General features: G+C 43.8%; 20 protein-coding genes. 10 read left to right on the top strand and 10 right to left on the bottom strand.

The genetic code is table 11. The features are described 5' to 3' along the window. Window positions 1-85: 85 nt before the first annotated feature. From C1S73_RS23810 to C1S73_RS23820, 3 genes are all read right to left on the bottom strand, one after another. Window positions 86-655, bottom strand: a complete 570-nt coding sequence (locus C1S73_RS23810) for a YceI family protein (protein WP_038870789.1) — start codon at window positions 653-655, stop codon at window positions 86-88. Then, entirely contained in the window at window positions 652-1,191 is a 540-nt protein-coding gene (locus tag C1S73_RS23815; RefSeq protein WP_038870791.1) for a cytochrome b, read from the bottom strand. Before C1S73_RS23815 ends, C1S73_RS23810 begins: the two co-directional genes overlap by 4 nt. 173 nt (window positions 1,192-1,364) lie before the next feature. Further along, entirely contained in the window at window positions 1,365-1,607 is a 243-nt protein-coding gene (locus C1S73_RS23820; protein WP_038870792.1) for a DUF2164 domain-containing protein, read from the bottom strand. A gap of 130 nt (window positions 1,608-1,737) precedes the next feature. On the opposite strand from C1S73_RS23820, the gene C1S73_RS23825 reads away from it, so the two are divergent. Both C1S73_RS23825 and C1S73_RS23830 read left to right on the top strand, forming a co-directional pair. Then, window positions 1,738-2,370, top strand: a complete 633-nt coding sequence (locus C1S73_RS23825) for a hypothetical protein (RefSeq protein WP_038870794.1) — start codon at window positions 1,738-1,740, stop codon at window positions 2,368-2,370. A gap of 194 nt (window positions 2,371-2,564) precedes the next feature. Further along, window positions 2,565-3,353 carry an EAL domain-containing protein gene (locus C1S73_RS23830; RefSeq protein WP_038870795.1) on the top strand — a complete coding sequence of 263 codons (789 nt, stop codon included), beginning with the start codon at window positions 2,565-2,567 and terminating at the stop codon, window positions 3,351-3,353. 31 nt (window positions 3,354-3,384) lie between these two features. Here C1S73_RS23830 and C1S73_RS23835 read toward each other — a convergent pair whose 3' ends face one another. Then, window positions 3,385-4,641 carry a DEAD/DEAH box helicase gene (locus tag C1S73_RS23835; protein WP_038870796.1) on the bottom strand — a complete coding sequence of 419 codons (1,257 nt, stop codon included), beginning with the start codon at window positions 4,639-4,641 and terminating at the stop codon, window positions 3,385-3,387. A gap of 75 nt (window positions 4,642-4,716) precedes the next feature. Then, the gene (locus C1S73_RS23840; RefSeq protein ID WP_038870798.1) at window positions 4,717-5,313 is read right to left on the bottom strand and encodes an acyl carrier protein phosphodiesterase; all 597 of its coding nucleotides are present in this window, start codon (window positions 5,311-5,313) and stop codon (window positions 4,717-4,719) included. A 605-nt stretch (window positions 5,314-5,918) separates the two neighbouring features. On the opposite strand from C1S73_RS23840, the gene C1S73_RS23850 reads away from it, so the two are divergent. After that, entirely contained in the window at window positions 5,919-7,349 is a 1,431-nt protein-coding gene (locus tag C1S73_RS23850; RefSeq protein ID WP_038870800.1) for a methyl-accepting chemotaxis protein, read from the top strand. 482 nt (window positions 7,350-7,831) lie between these two features. Here the strand turns inward: C1S73_RS23850 and C1S73_RS23860 are convergent, their stop codons facing one another. The 3 genes from C1S73_RS23860 to C1S73_RS23870 all read right to left on the bottom strand — a co-directional run bounded on the left by C1S73_RS23860 (window position 7,832) and on the right by C1S73_RS23870 (window position 11,074). Continuing rightward, on the bottom strand, window positions 7,832-8,500 hold the full coding sequence (locus C1S73_RS23860; RefSeq protein ID WP_038870802.1) for an HAD-IA family hydrolase: 669 nt from the start codon (window positions 8,498-8,500) through the stop codon (window positions 7,832-7,834). 238 nt (window positions 8,501-8,738) lie between these two features. Next, entirely contained in the window at window positions 8,739-10,493 is a 1,755-nt protein-coding gene (locus tag C1S73_RS23865) for an HD domain-containing phosphohydrolase (RefSeq protein WP_038870804.1), read from the bottom strand. A 71-nt stretch (window positions 10,494-10,564) separates the two neighbouring features. Then, window positions 10,565-11,074, bottom strand: a complete 510-nt coding sequence (locus tag C1S73_RS23870) for a hypothetical protein (RefSeq protein WP_038870806.1) — start codon at window positions 11,072-11,074, stop codon at window positions 10,565-10,567. 212 nt (window positions 11,075-11,286) lie between these two features. On the opposite strand from C1S73_RS23870, the gene C1S73_RS23875 reads away from it, so the two are divergent. The 4 genes from C1S73_RS23875 to glgC all read left to right on the top strand — a co-directional run bounded on the left by C1S73_RS23875 (window position 11,287) and on the right by glgC (window position 16,760). Further along, window positions 11,287-11,760, top strand: coding sequence for a CreA family protein (locus tag C1S73_RS23875; RefSeq protein ID WP_038870808.1), 474 nt, complete (start codon window positions 11,287-11,289; stop codon window positions 11,758-11,760). A gap of 130 nt (window positions 11,761-11,890) precedes the next feature. Next, a complete protein-coding gene (locus C1S73_RS23880; protein WP_038870810.1) occupies window positions 11,891-13,195 on the top strand; it encodes an inosine/guanosine kinase in 1,305 nt (434 codons plus the stop codon). A 237-nt stretch (window positions 13,196-13,432) separates the two neighbouring features. After that, window positions 13,433-15,181 carry a formate--tetrahydrofolate ligase gene (locus C1S73_RS23885; protein ID WP_038870812.1) on the top strand — a complete coding sequence of 583 codons (1,749 nt, stop codon included), beginning with the start codon at window positions 13,433-13,435 and terminating at the stop codon, window positions 15,179-15,181. A gap of 322 nt (window positions 15,182-15,503) precedes the next feature. Further along, window positions 15,504-16,760 (top strand): glucose-1-phosphate adenylyltransferase, encoded by a 1,257-nt coding sequence (glgC, locus tag C1S73_RS23890; protein WP_102778987.1) that lies wholly within the window; start codon window positions 15,504-15,506, stop codon window positions 16,758-16,760. An 89-nt stretch (window positions 16,761-16,849) separates the two neighbouring features. Here the strand turns inward: glgC and C1S73_RS23895 are convergent, their stop codons facing one another. Together C1S73_RS23895 and C1S73_RS23900 are read right to left on the bottom strand one after the other, a co-directional pair. Further along, window positions 16,850-20,011 carry a chitinase C-terminal domain-containing protein gene (locus tag C1S73_RS23895; RefSeq protein WP_038870818.1) on the bottom strand — a complete coding sequence of 1,054 codons (3,162 nt, stop codon included), beginning with the start codon at window positions 20,009-20,011 and terminating at the stop codon, window positions 16,850-16,852. A gap of 278 nt (window positions 20,012-20,289) precedes the next feature. Next, on the bottom strand, window positions 20,290-21,171 hold the full coding sequence (locus tag C1S73_RS23900) for an AraC family transcriptional regulator (RefSeq protein ID WP_038870821.1): 882 nt from the start codon (window positions 21,169-21,171) through the stop codon (window positions 20,290-20,292). Between the two features lie 181 nt (window positions 21,172-21,352). Here C1S73_RS23900 and C1S73_RS23905 point away from each other — a divergent pair, with 181 nt between their 5' ends. The 3 genes from C1S73_RS23905 (at window position 21,353) to C1S73_RS23915 (ending at window position 24,275) form a co-directional block, all read left to right on the top strand. Then, the gene (locus tag C1S73_RS23905) at window positions 21,353-22,501 is read left to right on the top strand and encodes an iron-containing alcohol dehydrogenase (protein ID WP_038870824.1); all 1,149 of its coding nucleotides are present in this window, start codon (window positions 21,353-21,355) and stop codon (window positions 22,499-22,501) included. Window positions 22,502-22,766: 265 nt separating this feature from the next. Next, window positions 22,767-23,405: a lysoplasmalogenase gene (locus C1S73_RS23910; protein WP_038870827.1), complete on the top strand. Its 639-nt coding sequence runs from the start codon at window positions 22,767-22,769 to the stop codon at window positions 23,403-23,405. A 135-nt stretch (window positions 23,406-23,540) separates the two neighbouring features. Beyond that, entirely contained in the window at window positions 23,541-24,275 is a 735-nt protein-coding gene (locus C1S73_RS23915; protein WP_038870914.1) for an amino acid ABC transporter ATP-binding protein, read from the top strand. Window positions 24,276-24,279 lie beyond the last annotated feature (4 nt).

The following is a 24,279-nucleotide window of genomic DNA, read 5'->3' on the forward strand; positions in this document are numbered from 1 at the left end:
GACAATATACGGTTGGCACCAATAAAAAAGCGCTCTAATTAAGAGCGCTTTCATCATTTGGAAACTCTGTTGTACTGCAAGAAGGTTACTTTTTGATACCTTCCACGTGCAGTTCCATATCCACGTAGCTAGAAGACCCCATTACTGGGATTTCGAAGTCAGCAAGTTCTAGACGAGTTTGACCAATAAAGCCCGCACGCTCACCACCCCATGGGTCGTTCCCTGCACCAACAAATTCAGCAGTAATCGTAATTGGTTTTGTAACACCATGTAGCGTTAGGTCACCTATTACATCTAACTTACCGTCGCCTTTGTCGACAACTTTGGTGCTCTTAAATGTGGCTTCGCCAAACTTACCGGCATCAATAAAATCACCGCTACGGATGTGTTTGTCGCGCTCTGCATGGTTTGAATCAAGGCTTGTCGTATCAACCACTACATTTACTTTCGAATCTGCGATGTTGTTTTCATCAAAAGAAAAGTCACCAGAAAATGTATTAAAACGACCTTTGATGAAACTGTAACCTAAGTGGCTAACTTTAAAGTTAACTGATGCGTGAGCACCTTTCGTATCGATAACGTAATCTGCAGCGTTAGCACCAAAAGGTAGTGCCATAGCGATTGCTAATCCTGTAGCGAAAAGTGACTTTTTCATTTTGAAGCTCCTAACATTTTTCTTAATGTGTTGTCTTTATCGATAAAGTGATGTTTGAGTGCAGCAGCTGCGTGTAAACCTGCCATTAGGATTACTGCCCAAGCTGCATAGAAGTGAATTTCACCTGCAATATCCGACTGACCGGGAAACAATTCCCCCGCCCCTGGCACCGTAAACCAATTAAATACTTCGATACCGCGACCATCAGATGTTGAGATGAGGTAACCTGAAATAAAGATGGTGATGAGCAATAGATACATCACACCGTGTGCGGCTTTCGCTGCAACTACTTCATAAGGTTTCCCTTCCACTTTTGGTGACGCCGTCACATGCTTCCATACGATGCGTACCAAAGTGAGGGTTGCTAATAAAATGCCCACAGAGCGGTGATAATGTGGTGCAGTGCGATACCATTCGCTGTAGTAGCTAAGGTCGACCATCCACAAACCCACAGCAAATAAACCGATGATGCAAAGCGCAGATAGCCAATGCATAAATCGTGCAGTTAGGTTGTAATTCTTTACCAGTGTATCCATCTCACGTCCTAGATATATTCCTAAGTTGATGTTGAGCAAGAAACACAACATTAACTTATTTACCTTGTATGCAACAGATTATTTACCATCCTTTACATCTAACCAATAACACCTTTTTAAACAAGTTGTTCGAAAAATTAGAAGGAACTTCAAATCATTTAAAAAACTGACACTTAGATATCAACTTCTTGCTCAATTTCATACAACTCATCGGTCATTTCTAGCATGCGTCTTTCAATCACTGACTTCGCATCCTCAATTCCTTTGTTGTAATAAATCGGAGCAAGCTTTTCTGTTACGAAGTCAATTAAAAACTCACTGTCGAATTGGCCGATTTCCACACTCAATTCATCCTGCATATAATCTTGAATTGCGCGAGCTAACGCTTCTTTTTGTGCTCTTTCTAGTTTGATCATGTTCTACCTATACTGTTCCATTCTCAAAATTGATGTTTAGATCAAGAAGTTGCCTCTCCAAATTAGTCTATCCTAAAAGGACTATGCTAACCTTTCGCCGTTCATTTTGTTAACCGTTAAGGGATATTCTTTGCTACTCGACTTAGTCATCCAAAGTGTCAATGATTTTCAGGACGATTGTCTCAAACTCTGTGAGAAGCATTATCCTGCGGTGCATAACCAAGGCATGAGTGAACATCACCTTGGACTCGCGTTTGCAAGACGTATGGAACACACCTTCCGCCATTTTGGCTATAGCAGTGTCATTAAACCAATCGAAGTGCTCGATGCACCAGATTTACCTCATCATTATCGTATTTCTTCTGAAATGGGTACGGTTTGGGTACTAAGCCACCATATGGTGAGCGCAGGAAATTCTTGCCGAGAAAACCTGCTCTCCTCTATTACCGAATGGCAAAGTGAATATGGGTATGCGCTACAACCCAATGATTTGTTGTTTTTGGTCAGTGACCATTGGATTAGCCGCAGTAAAACCAGTCGAGAACTTTTACACTGGTGGATGGGTGAACTTCCTGAGCCTATTAATGAATATACCGAGCAAGGAATCACGCTCTTTACGAGTGAATCGCAGTTGAGCAATTCTTTGGATGGTAGGTTTGGGATTAGCCCTTGCTACATTAAATTTGGCCACCCTTTGCGTCGTTCAAACAAACAACAATTGGTCAGAAAATACCTCCAACTTTATGCGGTATTACAGTGGTAGTATCAAATTGCAACGGGTAGATTATCAGCCTGTTCATCCATTTGTTTGATGCTGGTCGATATTTCTGTTTATCGAGTGCTAACTCTCTTGCCTTGGAGCAAGCCCCCGCTTAGATTCAAACTACTGAAGTAAAACTAGATGCACAACAATCAGTTAAGCATCAGTAAAGAGCATTGGTCTAGGTTACAACAATAATGATGAGTATTTCGCAGCTGCTTGGCTGCATATCGAAGCAACCCGATGGGCAGTACATAGCACAATACAATCAACTCACGTTGCGTAGTGTGTTTCAGCCTATCTATAAACAAGATCTTTCCATCATCGGTCTCGAAGCATTGGTTAGAATTAGTAACCAAGAAGGCTTAATGATCAGACCTGATCAGTTCTTCCATTCAAACACTATCCCCGCCCAAGACCAAATCAATGTTGAACGTCTCAGCCGTCTCATTCACATCAGTAACTTTGGTCAATCAAAGTTTTGTAATAAGAAGCTGTTTTTGAATGTTCTGCCTAAAGCCGCGGAAATGTTGGCAAAAGATGTTTCATACAGCAATCTACTCAAACAAGCGATTATTGAAGCTGATTTAAGGCGGGAGCAGATCGTCATGGAATTGGTGGAATTAGACGCCAGTGATGAAGCTTTCTTATATAAAGCCACGAAGGAGTTGAGCAACAATGGTTATCTTTTGGCGATTGATGATTACGGAATTGACGCTTCTACCATTGAGCGAGTTCGATGCGTAAAACCGAATATTATTAAAATTGACCGGTCACTTTTACTCAGATATGAAAATGGGGACTTTTCTTGCTTGATGGAAGCACTCAATCTCGCAAAAGATATTCGTTCAAAAACCGTTATTGAAGGAATTGAAACCGAGCATCAACTTAACTTAATGAAAAAACTCGGTTTCGATATGTATCAAGGTTACTTATTGGCGATGCCTCAACCCCTTGAAGCCTACCAAGAAGCTAAGACGGCGTAATCAGAGTTACTGATAGACGCCATCACCTTTTCTATCGGCGGTTTTTACCACGATTTTTATGAATCGCTAATTTCGCTTTTAGTTTACGTTTTTCTGATGAACGGCTCTTACGTCGGCCACCACCATTATTGTTTTCAGGTTCCACTTCTTCAACTAGACTCGGCTCGAAACCTTCTAACCATTCTTGTGGTAAACGTTGATCGAGCAAATTCTCAATGGCGTGTAACAAATACTCTTCATCTCGGCTCATCAAAGACACAGCTAAACCAGATTTACCAGCTCGGCCAGTACGGCCAATTCGGTGAACATAATCTTCAGCTTTGAAAGGCATATCAAAGTTCACTACTTGTTCTAGTTGCTGGATATCCAAGCCACGCGCGGCGACGTCAGTTGCAATCAAAGCGCGAACTTTGCCTGATTTAAACTCATCAAGTGCACGCTGACGAGCACCTTGCGACTTGTCACCATTAATCGACACAGCTTTGATACCATCCAACTTAAGCTCTTTCGCCAGTTCGTCACTACCTTGTTTGGTTTTAGTGAATACCAACACTTGTTGCCAATTACGAGATCCAATCAAATACGCCAATAGTTCACGCTTGCGCTTCTTATCAACTGGATACACCATTTGCTTTACCGTTTCGGCAGTCGTATTTGGTGGAGACACTTCGACTTCAACGGGTTCATCCATCAATTTATAAGCAATGGTTTTAATGCGTTTTTCAAATGTCGCAGAGAATAGCATGAACTGTTTGCTCTCAGGTAAGCGACGAAGAATACGTTGCAGATCTGGCCAGAAGCCCATGTCTAGCATACGGTCGGCTTCATCAAGGACAAGTATTCCCGTTTTTGAAATGTTTACATTGCCGTTAAACAAGTGGTCAAGTAAGCGTCCAGGAGTCGCGATAAGAATATCAGCTCCTTCTTCAAGCTTATTCTTTTGTACGCCAATGCTTGTGCCACCATAGACACAAACGATGCGGAGCTCAGTGTTGGTAGCGTATTGCGTTAGATTATCGAAAACCTGTTGCGCAAGTTCACGCGTCGGCACCAAAATCAGAGCTTGAGGTGTTCCGTTCAGTTTCTTTTGCTGCACGGCTTGGATAATTGGCAAACCAAATGCGGCGGTTTTACCTGTGCCTGTTTGAGCTGCAGCAAGTAGATCTTTTCCGGCCAAGACATGCGGGATAGATTTTTCCTGCACAGGTGTTGGAGTAACGATATTTAAACCAGTTAACGTCTCCACCAAATGTTGTTCAATGCCAAGATCAGCGAAATTAACGGACATGATAAACCTCATAATTTTTGGAGCGCAGAGTTTACCAGAGCCTTGATAGTCCGACTACCTTTAGACTCTGCCAATCTATGAATTGATCAGTTGTTGGTAGAATTCTCGTGATTCACTCAGAACATCTTGATAAAGCGCAGGAAACTTTGCTTCTAACGTTGAATACTCTCTATCCAATACTTCAAACGTTGTGGTGAGATCCGCCATACGAGGCGTACGTTGAGACATTCGATGTAACGCAAACTCTATGTTTTCCAATTGGCGATAAGATTGTAACCACCCACCACTCCACATTCGGTTATGTATCAGTAAAAACCTTGATGGCAATGAATCTGTGATTTGGTTATCGACTTGTTTGAAAGCTTTGTGGACAAATGAATCTAACGATTCAGAAGAAAAACTGTCCCAATGTTTGGCCAAACAATGATCCCAAAACATATCAAGCGCAATAGGCGCAAAACGACGGGCGACACCAGTAAAGTGCGGCTTACATTCTTCTACTATGGGGTGATGATCTGTGATGCGGTCAACAAAGCGATGGAGTTTAATGCCATTGGAAATGTCAGTTTGATACTGCTTGCTTGGATCTCCCTTTACGAAATCTCCAAGCAAGTTTCCCATTAAATGGCTATTACAATGTTGTGCAATATGCAGGTGGGCTAGAAAGTTCATTAGACGCTGTGAGTGGCCTTTTGGCTCGTCTTACATGAACTTATTATAACGTCTGTTGTGACGCGGTGAGAGTACTAATTGTACTTATTCGGCTTCGTCTTCTGAGCCTACGTATTCCGACAAGTTAATACCGATTTCAAGTGCATCTAGCAACTCTAGGCATTCGTCGTTTTGGTATTGGTCGCTCATTGTGACCTCCTTTGTTTTACATCTCCTGAAGCAACCCGCTTCAATCTTCACTGTCATTTCTTTTCTTCATCGATGACAGCAACTCCTTTTTATACACTTTATATGACACATTCATGACAGCGAGAAGTAAAGATTTAGAAAGCTATGACAGGAATCATAAGTAAACGTTTGCATCGATTGTTCTCTTCTATAACCCCCTCCGCCCAACTGACACCATAAACACAAAGGCTCATTGTCATGGTTAATCAATATTTCTGTCATTAAAAGATACGACAAACCGTTTATTGTGAATTTAGATCTCATATTTTGAAATACATCAACTGACTGTTACATATTTTGCTGATTCCTATCGCATATTTTGTTTCGATAGTCGCATAACTTGTACACCATCCTTTTCATCTCAAATGGAGTAACAAATGAGAGAAGTAGAGTTTAGAACGATAGATAAGCTATTCATTAAAATGTCTATCAACGACAAAATGTGGGCCATTTTCCTCCTGTTTCTGGGAGCTCTAACTTCAGTGGCAGGAAGCCGATATTTCAATGACATACAGGCATTTGAGCAACGCTCGATTGCTTCTGCACAAGCGACAATTTCTGGTGTGGTGCAAGCCCAACCCGAAAATTTGCGTAATATAGGCGGGTTGGTAAACGTCAGCGCTCAAAACAACCCAAAATTCAATAATGGTACGGTAACGGTATACTCTCAACTCGAATCCGGACAAGCGATTCAGTTAACGCAAAACTTATCTAACCAATATAAACAAGCTAAAACAGACGCTTTAACAACTTTCCTTCTTAGCATGTTATGGATTGTCCCATTTGGTTTGTTTTCGTATTGGGTCGCAACCTTTATCGGCGGCGCACTGTGGGTACTGTATACGACGACTGAGAAAATCGGCGATGGCGATCTAACTTCACGTCTTGGTTTTCATCCTGGCCGAGACGAGTTTGGCACAATCGGCTGCGCACTCGATAAATCGATGGATACGTTGACTGACCTAGTCAACAACGTAAAAAACAACGCACACACATTGAGCGAGACTTCAACGGCCTTCGAAAAAGACATGCGTCGGAGTGAGACACAGATTACGCACCAATATCAAACGCTTGATTCTGTTGCGACGGCAATGGAAGAAATGACAGCATCCGCAAAAGAAGTATCGAATATCTCTCAACAAGCGATGATGCAGTCCGATCAAGATACACAACAAATTGAGACGAGCCGTATCCGTGTTCAGAGTGTCATATCTGAAATTGAGACATTATCAAACTATATTGAACAGGCGTCTGCTTCAGTTGGAAGCCTCAATGAAAACACCACTCAAATTAACGAAGTGATTACCACAATCAATGCCATTTCTGAACAAACCAACCTACTCGCTTTAAACGCAGCAATTGAAGCTGCTCGTGCTGGTGAACAAGGCCGTGGTTTTGCAGTGGTAGCCGATGAAGTACGTACGCTTGCAAGTCGAACACAACAAGCCACCGTTGAGATTCAATCGATGATTGAAAAACTACAAACGGAAAGCCAAAACATTGCCTCGATCACCAACCGTACCGTTCAACAAGCACAAACAAGCAGTCATTTGATTGATGAGATAGGTGGCGATGTAGCTTCAATTGCGAGTTCGGCCCGCTCATTAATGGACATGAGTATTCAAATATCGACTTCAGCGGAAGAGCAAAGTGCTGTCGCAAATGACATTGCCTCCGAGCTGGCCGATATCCGCTCCCAATCAAACACCATCAGAGAAGTCGCCGAGCAATCAACATCGGGAGTCACCAATCTGACCAAAGCATCAAACTCTTTAGGTGAAATACTAAAGCGTTATCGTACCGCTTAGAGCAAACCGCTTCCTACGACAAGGGCTTCCAATTGGAAGCCCTTTTTCTTGTTTATTACGTTATCTATTCATTATTACCACTAAGTTTCGTCATTTCTTTTTCGTATCAAAAGTGGGAGAACTTAATTAAATTGAGTTTAAAGAAAGCACCGATATAATTTAGTTTGAAGTGAATCGAAATAATCTTCTGTATTTGATGAAAGAATGTTCAAAGGATAGGCGTTCAGCTATTCTAGATCTTGCCAATCAATTTTGCTGCTGGTGAATAATATGAATAATTACAACAAAGCTCACAACGCTGAAGATCTTCAGTGTCCGCTCTGCCAATGCGATGAATATATGATTTCATCAGATGGTGAGAAATTCACATGTGCTTCTTGCGGGTTTCACACTAAAAACTTCTCTTCCATCCAATGCTTACATCAAACACCACTATTACAAACTAAATTCAAGCATATCCACAGTTTGAGTAACGTATGTCACTAAACGGAGCAGCCTAAGAGCTGCTCTTTTAGTTCATCAAGGTGCTGAATACGAATGACTCGCTCATCGTCGACGAGATTTACAGCAGCACCGTTATACAGCTGAACGGTCTTGATACCCGCATTCAATCCGGCTTCAACGCCTTTTGGTGTGTCGTCGATGTACAGGCAATCACTTGGTAAAAATCCCATGCTCATTGCGCTGTACATGATCAAATCAGGTTCTGGCTTCCAACTGTTTGCATCAAAAGCGGAAAAGACTTTCCCCTTAAATGCCCCCAACAACCCTGTGAGCTCTAAGGCGTACTCAATCTTATCTTTCGGGCCATTTGAAGCAACGCAATACTCAATATTGTGCTCATCGAGAAACTGAATCAGTTTTTTAGCGCCATCCATTGGTTGTAGGTGACGAACAAACAGTTTCTGCAACTCAGCGCGATATTGTGGCTCTAGCACATCAATCGATACGTTAATATTCATCAGAACCTTAGCATCGCGTAGAATATCGGCCAGTTTGCCGCCCTTAAAATGTTCAACACACTCATCAAAAGTCATCTCTGTCCCATACTGGCTAAAAACATTAACCAAGGCTTGGCAACACAGACGCTCACTGTCCACGAGCGTGCCATCGCAATCAAAAATAACACACTTAATATTGTTAATAGCCATGACTTCCCCCGACGCTAAATAATAAAAAAACACTAATAACCAATTTATTTGATCTTATTGACTTATTTATTGGTACTAAATATGTTTCTTCATGATAGATAAGTTTAAAAATGTTTAAACGACTGAGTTGGCATTTCGTGGAAATGAGAAAGAGGAATTAACGATTTTCTAAGCAAGATCACCGAATGAAGATCCAAATTGAAGAAATATGAAACTTCACTCGGTAGGTATGGCTTGCTTACACCTCGTTATCTGGGAATAAGTAACGAACCTCTATAAAGTCGTCAAGATTATCGAGAACTAACTGACACAACGCGGGGTCAAAATGCTTACCTTGCTCACGTTTAAATAACTCTACCACCTCATCGATTGTCCAAGCGCGCTTGTAACAACGTTCACTCAGCAATGCATCGAACACATCTGCGATAGCAACGATACGTGCAAATAGATGGATGTCCTCACCTTTCAATCCATTTGGGTAGCCAGTGCCATCCCACCGTTCATGGTGCTCATAGGCGATGATAGCGGCAAGTTTAGTCAGTTCACCTTCGCGGTTATTTAGCAGCTCATAACCTTTCACAGTATGTCGCTTCATCACCTCCCATTCTTGGGGGGATAATTTGCCCTGTTTATCTAAAATAGATTCAGGCACCGCAATCTTACCCACATCGTGCATTGGGCTTATAATTTCAATCATCTCGACTTCACGATGACTCAAACCGCAGAACTCAGCCAATGTCGCGGATAACCTCGCAACACGTTTAACATGCTGCCCGGTCTCACCCGAGCGGGATTCAATCGCTTCACCAAGCACGTGGATCATTTCTTTTTGAACGCTTAAGGTACGTTTTTGCAACGTCACTATCTTACGATTTTTGCGATCAATTTCTTTACGTTGGCGTATCGTCATAAACTGACTGACAATCACCATAAACAACAAAATAATGAGGGCGCAGGCGAACAGCAATAGCTTTACGTTGACTTGAATTGCTGGTGGTGGCGCGTTAATGATGTGGGCCGTTCTCGGTATATCGAAGCGGCTGATGCCGTATTTTTGAATAGCAACGAAATCGAGCACTGCTTCAGAGATAAGCTCATCATCCACCTTTGTTATCGACAAACCAAGTTTACCTGACATCAATTCTGCGGCTTCATATCCATATTGCTTAGAGCGATTGACAAAGCCACCTAATATTCCAGGTTCTTCCAAGTACATTTCCCACAGCACAAATACTGGCGCTCCACTTTTTGAGCCAATAACATGCGCGACTTCTTGATATGAGTGGTAATGTCCGTGCTCAGCTTCGGTATTATAGTGCGTCAATAAAACTGCATCATTTGGGCTTACCTTTGCCAACATGTTTGAAGCTTCAGCGAGTGTTTCATCACGCAGCTCAATCAGATTTATCTGTGGGTACTTCTGCATTTCTTCAACAACACGTTGGTGAATTAATTCAGAGGTCATGCTTCGATCAGCTAAGTAATACAAGTTTTTGATTTGTGGGCGTACTTGATTGATTAACTTAATGTTCTCGACAACACGGTCTTGCTCATAGAGTACACTTCCGGCAGAACTCAAGGTATCTAAGTTTGCCGAAGTATCGTTGATACCGACCGCCACTAAAGGCGTCGAACGTTCAGCGTTAGGTAAATATTTCTTGGCGAACTGCAAGGCAGCGTCATCAGAGATAATGACACCATCAAATTCGTAGTCTTGATATTTCAGCTGTAGGTAGTTGGCCATCCTTTGAAAATAGCCATCGGAGTGAATACGTTTAGCATCAAGATATTCAATAGACAGTTTAACTTCGCTGTTGGTCTGTTCGAAACCTTCTTCGATGCCATTTTGAATATCACTCGTCCATTGATAGGACGGTTCATAAGAATGTAAAACCAGTACTCGTTTGATTTCCCAATCAGTTTCGTCAGCATTGACTGCAGCCGTCCCTAGGCACAATAAAAGAGCCAATAAACGCGTCAAACGCTTAACCATGTGATACCCAGCCGAGAAGAAATGATGTTGCACATACTAAATGTCGAACTCTTAACTGAGCACGACATTGATCAATTTTCTACTATTATTGTTTCATACAACTTTTGATCGTCGTTCAATTTTTTTGCTAAATCCGCGATAAAGTCTGATTTATCTAACTTTTGAGAAACAGCGATGTCAGAGATAAGGGTATTTTCCTCATGTTGGCTAACAATCGCCGCTCCCACAGCTTCACCCTCTTTAAAGCCAACATACAGTTCAAAATCCGGGGTCAAAATGATTTGAGTCAGGTACTCAATGATCATTTCTTGGTCGTGCTTATCCGCCCAACGTTGTGACTGAAGAATAGAAAACATCACAGTAAGTCGATGAAAATCAACAAGGAAAATATCGTCTTTGCCTAACGCGTTATCACTATCGAGTAACTCTGATTTACCCATAACTTGGTATTCTTGCGTCTCAAGAGCACGAAAGTAAGTCGCTCGTCCTTCTAAGCTTTCCTTAGTTGGAAACTCGACCTCGACCAAGTCATGTAGCCATGCATTTTTACGTTGAATACTTTCTAACTGTTGTTCGTTCATTTTATTACCTTCAGAGCTACACGCTATTCATTGGCAGCGAGTAAAGACGGGACTTTGATTAGAAATATAGGCGTCACCCGTTATGGAGCGGTACATTAGCATGAAGCCTCTTACAAACCTAGCTAAACTCCTGAGGTAACGCCAAATTTTGTTTTAACTGCGTACGTCTGATAAATTGATTCGATAAATTTGCCTATTTAAGGGATGAAAAAATGAAAAAGAGCTTGCTTGCTTTGGGTTTGGTGACGGTATTAGCTGGATGTAGCGATAACGAAGTTGGGGATGTTTCACTGGGCATGTTCACAATGAAAGACATCAAGATCGGTCATCTTCAAGATGAGGTCGTTACCGGTGTGACTTGTCATATTGCCTCTATTGAAGCAAACCTAAGCTTGTCTGATCCAAGTGACAGCTCCATCTCATGTCGTCAAACAGGCGATATCACACCAGAGATGATTGCAAAAATTGACAAGAGCAAATCGGGTGAGGTGGTCTTTAAAAAGTCAAAGAGTATCTTCTTCAAAACCATGAAAGTACGTCGTATCTACGATCCAGAAAACCAAACATTGCTTTACTTGTCTTACACGACCAAAGAAACAGAAGGCAGCTTCAAACACAGCCTGTCTACTGTCCCTCTTTATGGAACAAAAGCGTATGTAGAACCGACGGTAAATCCGACAAATTAAGTCTAAATTGTTTGTAAAAACAGCAGCCCGTTGAATTTTTCAGCGGGCAAATTTCTTTGCAATAAAACGGAACGATTTTCAAAATTTTGTGATATAATCCCGCCTCTTTTTTTCTCACTCAAGAACAAGCATGAAGTTTCCTGGTCAGCGAAAATCTAAACACTACTTCCCAACTCACGCTCGAGATCCATTAGTAAACCAAATTCGACAAGCACCTAAATTGTACCGTCCAACGGTTGTCGGTGTTGGTCAAACCATCGTAGATATCGAAGCGCGTGTAGATGATGCGTTTTTAGAAAAATATAACCTAAGTAAAGGTCACTCTCTCGTTCTTGAAGAGAGTAAAGCTGATGCACTGTACGAAGAGCTCGTTGAACAAGGCCTGATTACGCACCAATACCCTGGTGACACAATCGGCAACACGCTTCACAACTACTCGGTACTTGCAGACAGTAAATCCGTACTTCTTGGTGTGATGTCTAAAAACATCCAAGTAGGTTCATTCGCATACCGCTACTTATGCCGTACCTCTTCTCGTATGAACTTGAACCACCTACAAACCGTAGATGGTCCGATTGGTCGCTGTTACACACTGATCACTCAAGATGGTGAACGTACGTTCGCAATCAATGAAGGTCATATGAACAAGCTCTCTCCAGAGAGCATCCCGGAAGAAGTATTTACCAAAGCTTCTGCTCTTGTGGTTTCTTCTTACCTAATGCGTGGTAAAGAAGAAGACCAGATGCCGCAAGCCGTTCAACGCGCTATCGAGTTTGCAAAGAAACACGAAGTCCCTGTGGTACTGACTTTAGGCACTAAATACGTTATCGAAGGTAATGCTAAATGGTGGCAAGAGTACATTCGCGAGAACGTATCAGTTGTCGCAATGAATGAAGAAGAAGGAGCAGCGTTAACAGGTGAGAATGATCCGCTTGCTGCTGCAAACAAAGCTCTGGAATGGGTGGACCTTGTTCTTTGCACTGCTGGTCCAGATGGCCTTTACATGGCTGGCTACACGGATGAAAAAGTGAAGCGTGAAACCACTCACGATATTCTTGAAGGCTCAATTGAAGACTTCAACAAGTTTGAGTTTAGCCGTGCAATGCGTAAAGACGACTGCCAGAATCCAATGAAAGTGTACTCTCACATTGGTCCATACCTTGGCGGCCCTCTTGAGATTAAAAACACGAATGGAGCTGGCGACGCTGCGCTCTCTGCACTGTTGCACGACATGGCAGCTAACTCATTCCACAATAAAGAAGTGCCAAACTCAGAGAAACACGAAGTACGTTGCCTAACCTACTCTTCTCTGTCGCAAATTTGTAAATACGCAAACCGCGTAAGCTACGAAGTACTGACACAACACTCACCTCGTCTATCACGTGCGCTACCAGAACGCGAAGATAGTCTAGAAGAGACCTACTGGGATCGATAAGAACCAAGTACTTAGAGCAATAAATATGCGAAGGTCACCATTTGGTGGCCTTTTTGTTTTGATCTAGCGCAGTAATTAGTGGTTTTTGTTATGATGTAGCACGCTAAGGCGCACGAACTGCTTTACACCTTATTTTTTACTAGTATTATTCTCGCGCAAACGTTTGCGCAACAACAAGGCCGCAGCTCAGATGGCTAATGTTGCTCGCTACGTGTTAGCCATTTTTTTGGAGTATCCATGCAGTCTGATATTGAAATTTGCCGAAACACACCGTTATCTTCCATCGCTACCGTTGCCGCAAACGCAGGCCTTTTACCGCACGAATTTGATACACACGGAAAATATAAAGCCAAAGTTTACCCCCAGTGCCTTCAACGCCTTCATACAAATCAAGACGGTAAATTGGTATTGGTTACTGCAATCACGCCCACCCCTCTTGGTGAAGGTAAAACCGTTACCACTATTGGTTTATCACAAGGCCTTTCCAAGATTAACCAATCGGTCATGGCATGCATTCGCCAACCTTCAATGGGGCCAGTCTTTGGAGTCAAAGGTGGTGCAGCTGGCGGTGGTTACTCTCAAGTCGCCCCTATGGACGAACTAAATCTTCATCTCACAGGCGATATTCATGCTGTTACCGCAGCACACAACCTTGCTTCTGCAGCATTGGATGCACGTCTTTACCATGAACAACGAGAAGGCTATGAGGCATTTGAAGCACGAACGGGTTTAACTGCGCTTAAAATCGACGTTGAGCGTATCACGTGGAAACGTGTTATGGACCATAACGATCGCGCACTGCGTATGGTGAAAATTGGTCTGAACGAAGAAGGTAAAACCATTAACGGCTTTGAGCGTGATGAAGGGTTTGATATCTCTGCCGCTTCCGAGCTGATGGCGATACTCGCGCTTGCAAAAGATTTAAACGACTTACGCCAGCGTATAGGTCGGATTGTTGTCGCTTACAATTTAGAAGGCAAACCGATTACGACGGAAGATCTACAAGTCGCAGGAGCTATGGCTGTCACACTAAAAGACACCATTGCCCCAACACTCATGCAAACGTTGGAAGGTGTACCTACGTTGATTCACGCAGGCCCTTTTGCCAACATAGCCCATGGCAACTCCTCTATCATTGCCGATCAAATTGCATTAAAACTTTCTAGTTACGTTGTCACTGAGGCGGGTTTTGGTTCTGATATGGGTTTCGAGAAAGCGTGCAATATTAAAGCTTCGGCAGCGAATCGAGCCCCGGACTGTGTGGTAATCGTAGCAACACTCCGGGGCCTAAAAGCCAATTCGGGTCATTATGATCTTCGCCCAGGTATGGCGATTCCGGATTCAATCTTTAACCCTGACCAAGCCGCATTAGAAGCAGGATTTGAAAACCTAAAATGGCATATTAACAATGTCCATAAATATGGTATTCCTGCGGTCGTCGCTATTAACCAATTCCCTCAAGATTCATTAGAAGAACTTAGTGAGTTGAAGTCATTGGTTAAACGTTTCAATCCGGATGTAAAAGTGGCCGTGAGCACGGCATTTGGCCAAGGGGGTGAAGGCACGATTGAGTTGGCGCAACATGTTGTTGAAGCCTGTGAGCAGCCCTCATCATTCCGTCCCCTTTACACGCCAGAACAGCCTCTAAAAGAAAAATTGATGGCAGTGTGTGAAGCGGGTTATGGGGCGTCAACTATCGACATGAGCGAGCAAGCGAAAAAACAATTAGCACACTTTGAAGCGCTCGGCTTTGATAACCTAGCGGTCTGTATTGCTAAGACACCATTATCGATTACAACCGACTCTGCCATTAAAGGGGCACCAAATGGCTTTAGCGTACCAATTCGAGAACTGCGTTTGTGCGCAGGCGCTGGCTTTGTTTACGCGCTTTCAGGTAATGTTATGACCATGCCAGGCTTACCAGATAAACCAGCATTTATGAATTTGGACCTTGATGATCAAGGCAATATTATCGGCCTGTCTTAAGGTATGCGAATTTAAAAATAGAATGGGAGTGTTCAACACTCCTATTTTTCCATTTATTCCTCTTAACCCTCTTAATCCTCTGTTTTTAAATAGCTTTACAGTGTAAACCAACACCAAGGTCCTACTTCCACACCTCCCTTTCACCAATATAGTGCACGGTATATTCCTTAACTCCCTAATATAGTGCAACCAACCTTCCATTTTGCTCAAAGCGCATTGATTCTATTAGAAAAATTCTGTGGCTCGAATCTTGTAATGCGTTATGTAGCATTACATAACGTCAAATATAAGCACGCGAGCAGTTGGCTAACTCCTCAGGCTTATCGCTGCTTCAGGACACGAAGAACAAGGGAAAGGGAATATTATGCAAGATGCACTCGCCGTAATTTTAGCTGGAGGAATGGGTTCTCGACTCAGTCCATTGACCGATGATAGGGCAAAGCCTGCGGTCCCCTTTGGAGGAAAATACCGAATCATCGACTTTACGCTAACTAATTGTCTTCATTCAGGTTTAAGAAAGATATTAGTTCTCACTCAATACAAATCCCATTCATTACAAAAACACTTAAGAGATGGGTGGTCCGTTTTTAATCCCGAACTTGGTGAGTACATTACCGCTGTCCCACCTCAAATGCGCAAAGGTGGTGCATGGTACGAAGGCACTGCGGACGCTATTTACCACAACATGTGGCTTCTCGACCGTAATGATGCCAAGTACGTTGTCGTTCTATCCGGTGACCATATCTATCGAATGGACTACGCGGCAATGCTCGAAGAGCATAAATCGAACGGAGCAAAACTAACTGTAGCTTGTATGGATGTTCCTGTAGAAGAAGCAACCGCTTTTGGTGTGATGGGAACAAATGAAAGTGGTTTGGTGCAGTCTTTCATCGAGAAACCAGAAAGCCCACCTACTCTGCCTGATGATCCGACACAGAGTCTCGCATCGATGGGAATTTACATCTTCAATATGGATGTATTGCAAGACGCTCTCGAACAAGACTCGCAACTCGAAGAGTCGAGCCACGATTTTGGTAAAGATATCATTCCTAAGCTCATTGATACCGAGTCGGTTTACGCGTACAAATTTTGTGGCAGCAAAGGCCGGGTTGACAAAGACTGCTATTGGCGCGACGTGGGTACGATTGACTCTTTCTATGAAGCAAATATGGATTTGTTAGAACCCGTTCCACCGATGAACTTGTACCAACCCAATTGGGCTATTCGAACCTATGAAGCTCAATTTCCACCAGCACGAACCGTTTCTTCTGCTACTGGCAATGAGGGTATTTTCATTAACTCCATCATTGCAAACGGCGTAATCAACTCAGGCGGTTCAGTTCAGCACTCGGTTATTGCATCGAATGTGCGTATTCAAGACAGCGCAACTGTCGTGGACAGCATTATTTTTGATGATGTTGAAGTAGGCGAAGGCTGCCAACTCGTGAATTGTATTATCGATAAACATGTTTGCATCCCACCACACACTCAAATCGGTATGAACAAGATCGAGGATGCAAAGCGATTCCACGTATCGGAAAAAGGCATCGTGGTTATCCCTGAGGGGTATGAATTCTAACTGACTCGCCATTGGTAACACTATTAACCTCCTATAATAAAAAGCGCGCGATTTACATCGCGCGCTTTTCCATAACCGATTAAAACGGATTAGATGTTACATACTGTCGCCCAGCTACCATCGCTACCCGGCTCAGATGCTGTCCACCAATTTGCTTGGTACACTACACCATTGTGAATCACTTTATCACCTTGGTTAGCGTGGCTTGGGTTACCTTGCCAATCTGTTTGTGGAAGATCTGGGTAAGTAACTAGACCCGCAGTGTCACAAGTACCCGGCTCAGTACCACCGCCGCCGCCAGTACCAGAGTTTAGGTCACCAATTGGTAGGTCTGGTTGCTCAAACTTAAACGCAAACTCTTTACCGCCAGAAATCACCGTATAGTTAGCTGGGCCAGAGATTGGTAAGTAGTAAACCATATCAAGCTCGTAAGTGCCGCCCGCAGGTAGGTCTTTCCATGCTGGTAGCGAGAAAGATACGCGGTGCATTACACCATCCAAACCACCAATGTTGTTCGCACGAGTATGGCCAGAAGCAATCACACTTAGACCGCCGCCAGACTGATCTTTCGCGTTATCCGGAGCAGATACAGGAATATCGAATTGGAATTCCGTACCACCAGGGATAGCTTGACCCGTGTTGTTGGTGAACGTGATCTTAGGGTTGATTGGGTAGTTTTGGTCACCAACTTTGAAACCACCAACACTCACTGCAATGTCTACTGCTTCGGTTGGGATCGCACCAGTTGCGATCTTGTTACCGTAAGGCGTTGCAGACTTAAACTTGTCGTAAATCGCTTTAGTCATAGTGTTACCCATGTGGTACTCACCATTGCCCGCCGCACAAGCCTGTTCTGTAGCGTCGATTGCAGTACGGTTGCCATTTGCGTCTAGTACATAACAGTTGTAGTCACCTGCCAGTTCCCAGAACATAATGCCACCGATTTCTTTGTCGATAACGTAGTCCGCTTTCACTTGTACAGACGCTTTATCTTCTGTCGATAGGAAAACGCTCTTCTCAGCATTCCATAGCCATGGTGCAACCGCAACATCATCATAGTGACGAGTATAAGAACCAACAAACTTGTCCGTTGGATCGTTCACAGGATCTAGGCCGTAAGCTTGAGCGTAAGAACCCCAAATACCTTTCTCTAGGTTCTTCGCATGCCACATTGGGTTTGAACCTGCACCCATTTCGTTGCCTTTAGGGTCAGTGTCATGCCACATGTTATCGATACCGATAGCGCCGTGACCACAATTGTTCTTCTCACCCTCACCAGTGCCAGGAGCACATTCAGATTGGTTAGGAAGTGCTGCTCGGCCCCATAGGCCATTATCACCACCCGTTACACCTTGCCAACCACGAGTGTAGTAAGGAACACCGATGTTAATTCGACCTGCTGGCATAGAACCACGGAAGTAGTGATACGCCCAGTCAGTATTCAAGTAACCGATACCACCGTATGCCGCCGTGCCGTATACGTTCCACTGTGCCAACTCAGAATCTTTACCAGTGTCGTACAAGGCAGCGTTGTGACCAACGTGATCATTCCAAGCACCGTGCAAGTCGTAGGTCATGATGTTTACGTAATCGAGGTACTTAGTAACGTCGAACGTTTCCATACCGCGCAGTAAGTAACCAGAAGAAGGCGCCGCGATTGTTAGCATGTAGTGGATGCCGTCTTGCGAAGAAGCCGCATCTAATTTCTCACGTAGAACTTTCATCAGCTCTTGGTAAGATGCCCATAAGTAAGCACGACGTGGTTCCATGAAGTCTTTATCGTAAGGGTTACCAGCACCCGCCATTGACGTTGGGTACTCGTAGTCGATATCTAGACCGTCAAACTTGTAGGTACGCATCATTTCAACGGCAGACGTTGCAAACTTCTCGATACCAGCATGGTTGATAGAGCCATCAGCATTGGTCGTCATGGTGTAGAAACCACCGTCAGCAACACGATTACCATCAGCACCGAAGTGACCGCCGGTTTCAGCCCAACCACCAATTGAAATTAGCGTCTTAACATCGTGTTTTTGCTTATAAGTTGCAAGTGCGCCGAAGTGACCTTTAAAGCCCAGTGCTGGGTCAACTTCAACACCTGGCCATGTTTTACCTGTTGCTGGGTTAGTTGGATCTGTTACATCGCCCACATTCACTTTACCGTCTGAGCCAATGCTCACGAACGCGTAATTAATGTGTGTTAGCTGATCCCAAGGAATGTCTTTCACTAAGTATGCAGCTTGCGGGTCATCCCCACTACGCCAGCTTGTGAAGTAACCGATAACACGACGCGGGTGATCTGTACCCATTAGTTCACGACCATCTTCATCGTAAATAGTACAGTAAGGAACGTCGACACCTGCCGTTTGATACAGACCATCTGGACGACAGTTTGAAGTAACCGCACCGCCATTAACCACTAACGATACAAGAGAAGAGTCTGTTGTCGCACCAGCATCGTCTGTCGCTTTCGCGTAAATTGAGACGTTGCCTGCAGTTGCTGCAGTAAAGTCAACCGAATAAGGAGCAGCAGTTGCTGTACCAATCAGTGTGCCTGCTGCGAAGAATTCCACTTTCGCAACCGCACCGTCAGCATCAGCTGCGTTTGCAGTCACCGTTACCGTACCACCAAGATCCACAGTCGTTGCAGAGAGCGCTACGTCAACGGTTGGTGCTTCATTACCAGGCTGACCGGCATTAACAGTGAGGGTTACAGCACTTGCCGCACTCACTGCGTTTTTATCATCGTAAGCTTTCGTTGAGAATTCATGCGCGCCTTCAGTCGCCGTCCATGATGCTGTGAAAGGTGCTGCAGTTGACGTACCCACTAGAGCGCCATCAACAAAGAATTCAACTTTACTGATGGTTCCGTCCGTATCTGCCGCATCCGCAGCAAGAGTAACAACATCACCTGCTGTAATTGAAGCCGACGCAGAAGGTGAAGTTAATGAAACTGTCGGAACTTCATTCACTGGTGGGTCAATTGGGCCACCATCACAAGCGCCAAGGTTTTCCCACTCCCCCCATTGACCGGACTGTGCAGGGTTGTTGTTTTGCGTCCAGTAGCGCGCTTTGTATGCGCTGTTTTCGTGTTGAACTTGGTCACCGCCGTTGTAAACCTTTGACGAATCCCAAGCCGCTAACGGCGTACAATCAACGGCTGCATAGCTGTTGAAGGCCATTAGACAAGATGCAGTTAACGTACTGAGTGTAAATACACTCTTTACTGCTTTCCCGTTTCTAAGGTGCATATTGCTCTTCCTTAAGTTATTGTTAGTACAATACAAAATACGCTTTAAATACTGCGCATCATTACTTTTGTTTCGACGTAAAATAACTTAAGTACAAGTACAGAGTTTCACACTAAGAATTTATAGATTTTCAGCAACACCTCTCAAGAATCCACTAAAACCTTGCAACGAATGACATCTTATTTTGCACCGATAACTAATTTTATTACTCAAATAAATATATCGATCGCAAATAATTAAAAAACACAAAAAAAGTCCTAATTTTGAAATAAAGATCACTAAGCCTTTGTTGATCTTGGCGTTTCGTTAAAGTGCCGCTTGTACTCACGACTAAACTGAGAAGGACTGCTATAGCCCACTTGTCTCGCGGCGTCATTCACTCTTCTTCCTTCAAGCTGAATCAATTCACGAGCTTTGTTTAAACGCACCTTTTTGATGTATTGCAAAGGCGATTCTAGAGTCACACTTCTAAACGCTTGGTGGAATGCAGAGACACTCATGTTCGCTTCTTCCGCCAAGGTTTGTACATTGAGTTGTTCGTGGTATTCCTGATGAACGCGGTTTAATGCTTTTGCAACCCTCGCATACGCCCCCTCTTGATGTGCGAGCTCAAAAAGAACATGGCCGGATTCACTCACCAAAGTACGGTAGACGATCTCTTCTAGAAGCATGTCGCCAAGCATCGCGACTTCAAGATCGTTACACAATGCCGTCATTAGGCGTTTGCACGCATCCAGCATTAGATCGTTCATACGAACCGATTTCAACCCACAACGAGCAGCGTCCTCACAAGTATTACTGAAGTGTTGCGACTCCAGTTTTTTGACCAACTTTTGAAGCATAGCGGGAGAAATATCAATGGAAATACCCAACAAAGGCTCGTCGTTAACAGAAATTGCTTCGCACTCAAGTGGCATAGGGACCCCTACAACCAAATAATCGTCAGGGCCATAACGTACTGGCGTTTGGCCAATATGAATATTCTTGTAACCTTGCCCTAAAACAATAATCCCTGATTGATAAACAAAAGGTTGACGATTATTGCCTTTGCTACTGCGATAAAACCACACACCATCAATGGCGGTTTCTTTAATGCCTTCTAAATCATCTAAACCATATTTAGTGGCGTACTGCTGCATGATCTCAGCAAGTGTCTTCATCTTGTCACTCCAATAGTTATGCACGCACTATACTTGGAGTTCCGATTACAGTTCCAGCACAAGAACGGTATATTTGTAGAAATAGGCAATAAATTTGCAGAAATCGGTCTACTCAGCGCCGTTAACGCATACTAATATGCATGTATTAATCATCCTCACATTGGAAGCAAGAGGTCTAATAATGAACTTTTCATACGTCAACCCTACTCAAATCTTCTTTGGCCAAGGCCAAATTGCCGCAATCAAAGATGCAATCCCTGCAGACCAAAAAGTACTGGTTATCTACGGTGGCGGTTCTATTAAAAAGAACGGTGTGTACGACCAAGTTGCACAAGCACTTGAAGGTCGCGAGTGGCTTGAATTCTCTGGCGTAGAGCCAAACCCAACGAAAGAAACCTTGGATAAAGCGGTAGCGACCGTTAAAGAGCAGAATGTTGATTTTATTCTTGCTGTTGGTGGTGGCTCAGTAATTGATGGTTCTAAATATGTTGCAGCAGCGGCTAAGTACGATGGTGATGGCTGGGACATCATGGTAGGTAAACACCAAGTAACAGAAGCAACACCACTCGCAGCCATTTTGACACTGCCTGCAACAGGTTCCGAGTCAAACATGGGCGCGGTAATCACGAAGAAAGAAACGCAAGATAAATTGGCGTTCTTAGCACCTGCAGTTCAACCGAAGTTTGCAGTTCTTGACCCAGACGTAATGAAGACCCTACCAGAGCGTCAACTTATCAACGGTCTTGTGGATGCATGGGTTCACGTTTGTGAGCAATACCTAACATTACCAACAGGCGCAATGGTTCAAGACGGCTATGCAGAAGCGCTACTTAAAAACCTAAAAGTACTCGGCGATCAGTTCGCAGAACGTGATAACGACCAATGGCGTGCGAACCTAATGTGGACAGCAAACCAAGCATTGAACGGCCTTATTGGTAGTGGCGTTCCACAAGACTGGGCGACTCACATGATTGGTCACGAACTAACTGCGCTTTGGCACGTAGACCACGCACGCTCACTAGCGATCATCCAACCATCGCTACTTCGTAACCAAATGCAGTTCAAACGCCCTAAGCTTGAGCAAATGGGTCGTAACGTATTTGGCTTATCAGAAAGTGAAGATTTGGCAGAACGCACGATTCAAGCCATCGAAGCTTTCTATCATCAGCTAGACGTAGCAACTCAACTTGAAGGTTACGGTGATGATCGTGAAGCCGCTATTGACTCAGTAATTGCACAGCTATCAAAGCACGGCATGACCGTTCTTGGCGAGAACCAAGCGATTGACCTAGAAAACAGTCGTAAGATCCTAGATCTCGCCGTAGCATAACGACCTGATCTATCAAATTTCTGCCTTTTTTAACGGTATTGTGTCCGCGCAGACACAATACCGTTTTTTTATGGTAATTTAGCCGCACACTGACAAATCGATATAAATTGAACTTTTCTGCTAAAAAAATAACAAATAGGCGATAGTTCGATGTTGTTATGTAAGTCGATGACCAAAAACAAACCAAGTGCTTACTAGTCGATGTGTCCATTTTTTGCTTGCTCATAAAAATGAGCGTTTAGTCGTCTATTCAAGAGTTAATCGTATGTGGCTGATTGTCGTAGCTTGCGCGCTCATACATATCATCAGTATCAAGACTGGCCCTAAGTGGTTATTCTTTTTGACCAAACCGCTACCCATCGCAGCAATGATTGGGATGCTAATGCTGTCTCCGGCAAGCCACCTCCCCTACACCCAGTGGATCATTGGCGGTCTCTCATTGTCACTCATGGGTGACCTAATCTTAATGCACCCAAAAGACAAATTTGTTGCGGGCATTAAACTGTTTTGTCTTGCCCAAATTAGTTACGCTTTGGGCTTCATCAATATGGCAGCATGGCACTTCACACCTTGGTTGCCATTTGCCGTATTTGGCGTAGGCGTCTGTGCCTATTTCTTCTTTAAACCCGATTTGGGGAAAGAAAAGTGGTCGGTAGCTAGCTATATCTTTGTTTTGATGACAATGCTATGGATGGCGATGGAGTACTACGCCAGTGGAAAGACCCAATCATCGGCCTTCGCGGTTCTCGGCAGTTTCATCTTCACTATGTCCGGAGTTGTCCTTGCCTTCGAACGATTTGGCAGTACATCGGTATTTTCGCGCCAAGTGGTGATGACAACCTACTACTCTGCACAGTTTCTTATCACGATGTCTGTCTTCGCAATTGTGATCCGTTTTCTCTAAAACTGACTATATTATTGATTAGTTTTATCACGAGTTATTTGCTCACCAGTTGGACAGTTTATGCTTGATTAACAGGTGCAATACGGTTAATAACTTGTTATTGTAGAAAGAAATTTATTCTAAAAGTTGGCAGCCTTGAAAGAGAAAAATATCGTTGTTGAGTTCAGCGGCGTAAACAAGTGGTATGGTGAATATCACGCCCTCAAAGACATTAATTTTTCAGTACATACCGGTGAAATCGTTGTTGTTTGCGGCCCTTCTGGCTCAGGAAAATCCACGCTAATCCGTTGCATCAACCACTTAGAATCCATCCAAGAAGGTGAGCTCAGCGTCTTCGAACACCCTGCCAATTCTAAAGCACAAAAACCGGGTAAAGTCGGCATGGTCTTTCAGCACTTTCACCTGTTTCCACATCTCACGGTGTTAGAAAACCTCACTCTTGCCCCTATCCGCACGCTAAAGCTTTCTAAGCAAGAAGCGGAAAAACGTGCAATTCATTATCTCAAGCGCGTTAACATCGAAGAACAAGCCAACAAATACCCAATTCAACTGTCTGGTGGTCAGCAGCAGCGTGTGGCTATCGCACGCTCGCTCTGTATGGAACCAGATTTACTGCTATTTGACGAGCCGACTTCGGCGCTCGATCCTGAAATGATCAACGAAGTGTTGGACGTGATGGTGGAGTTAGCACAAAGTGGCATGACCATGATTTGTGTAACGCACGAAATGGGATTCGCCAAAAAGGTCGCCAATCGAGTGGTCTTTATGGATGAAGGTGAAATCATCGAGATGAACTCCCCTGTGGCACTTTTTGAGACACCGCAGCACCCTCGGACGCAGGCATTCTTAAATCAGATTCTGAGTTACTAAATAC

It is taken from the genome of Vibrio jasicida 090810c (assembly GCF_002887615.1).
Lineage (GTDB): Bacteria > Pseudomonadota > Gammaproteobacteria > Enterobacterales > Vibrionaceae > Vibrio > Vibrio jasicida.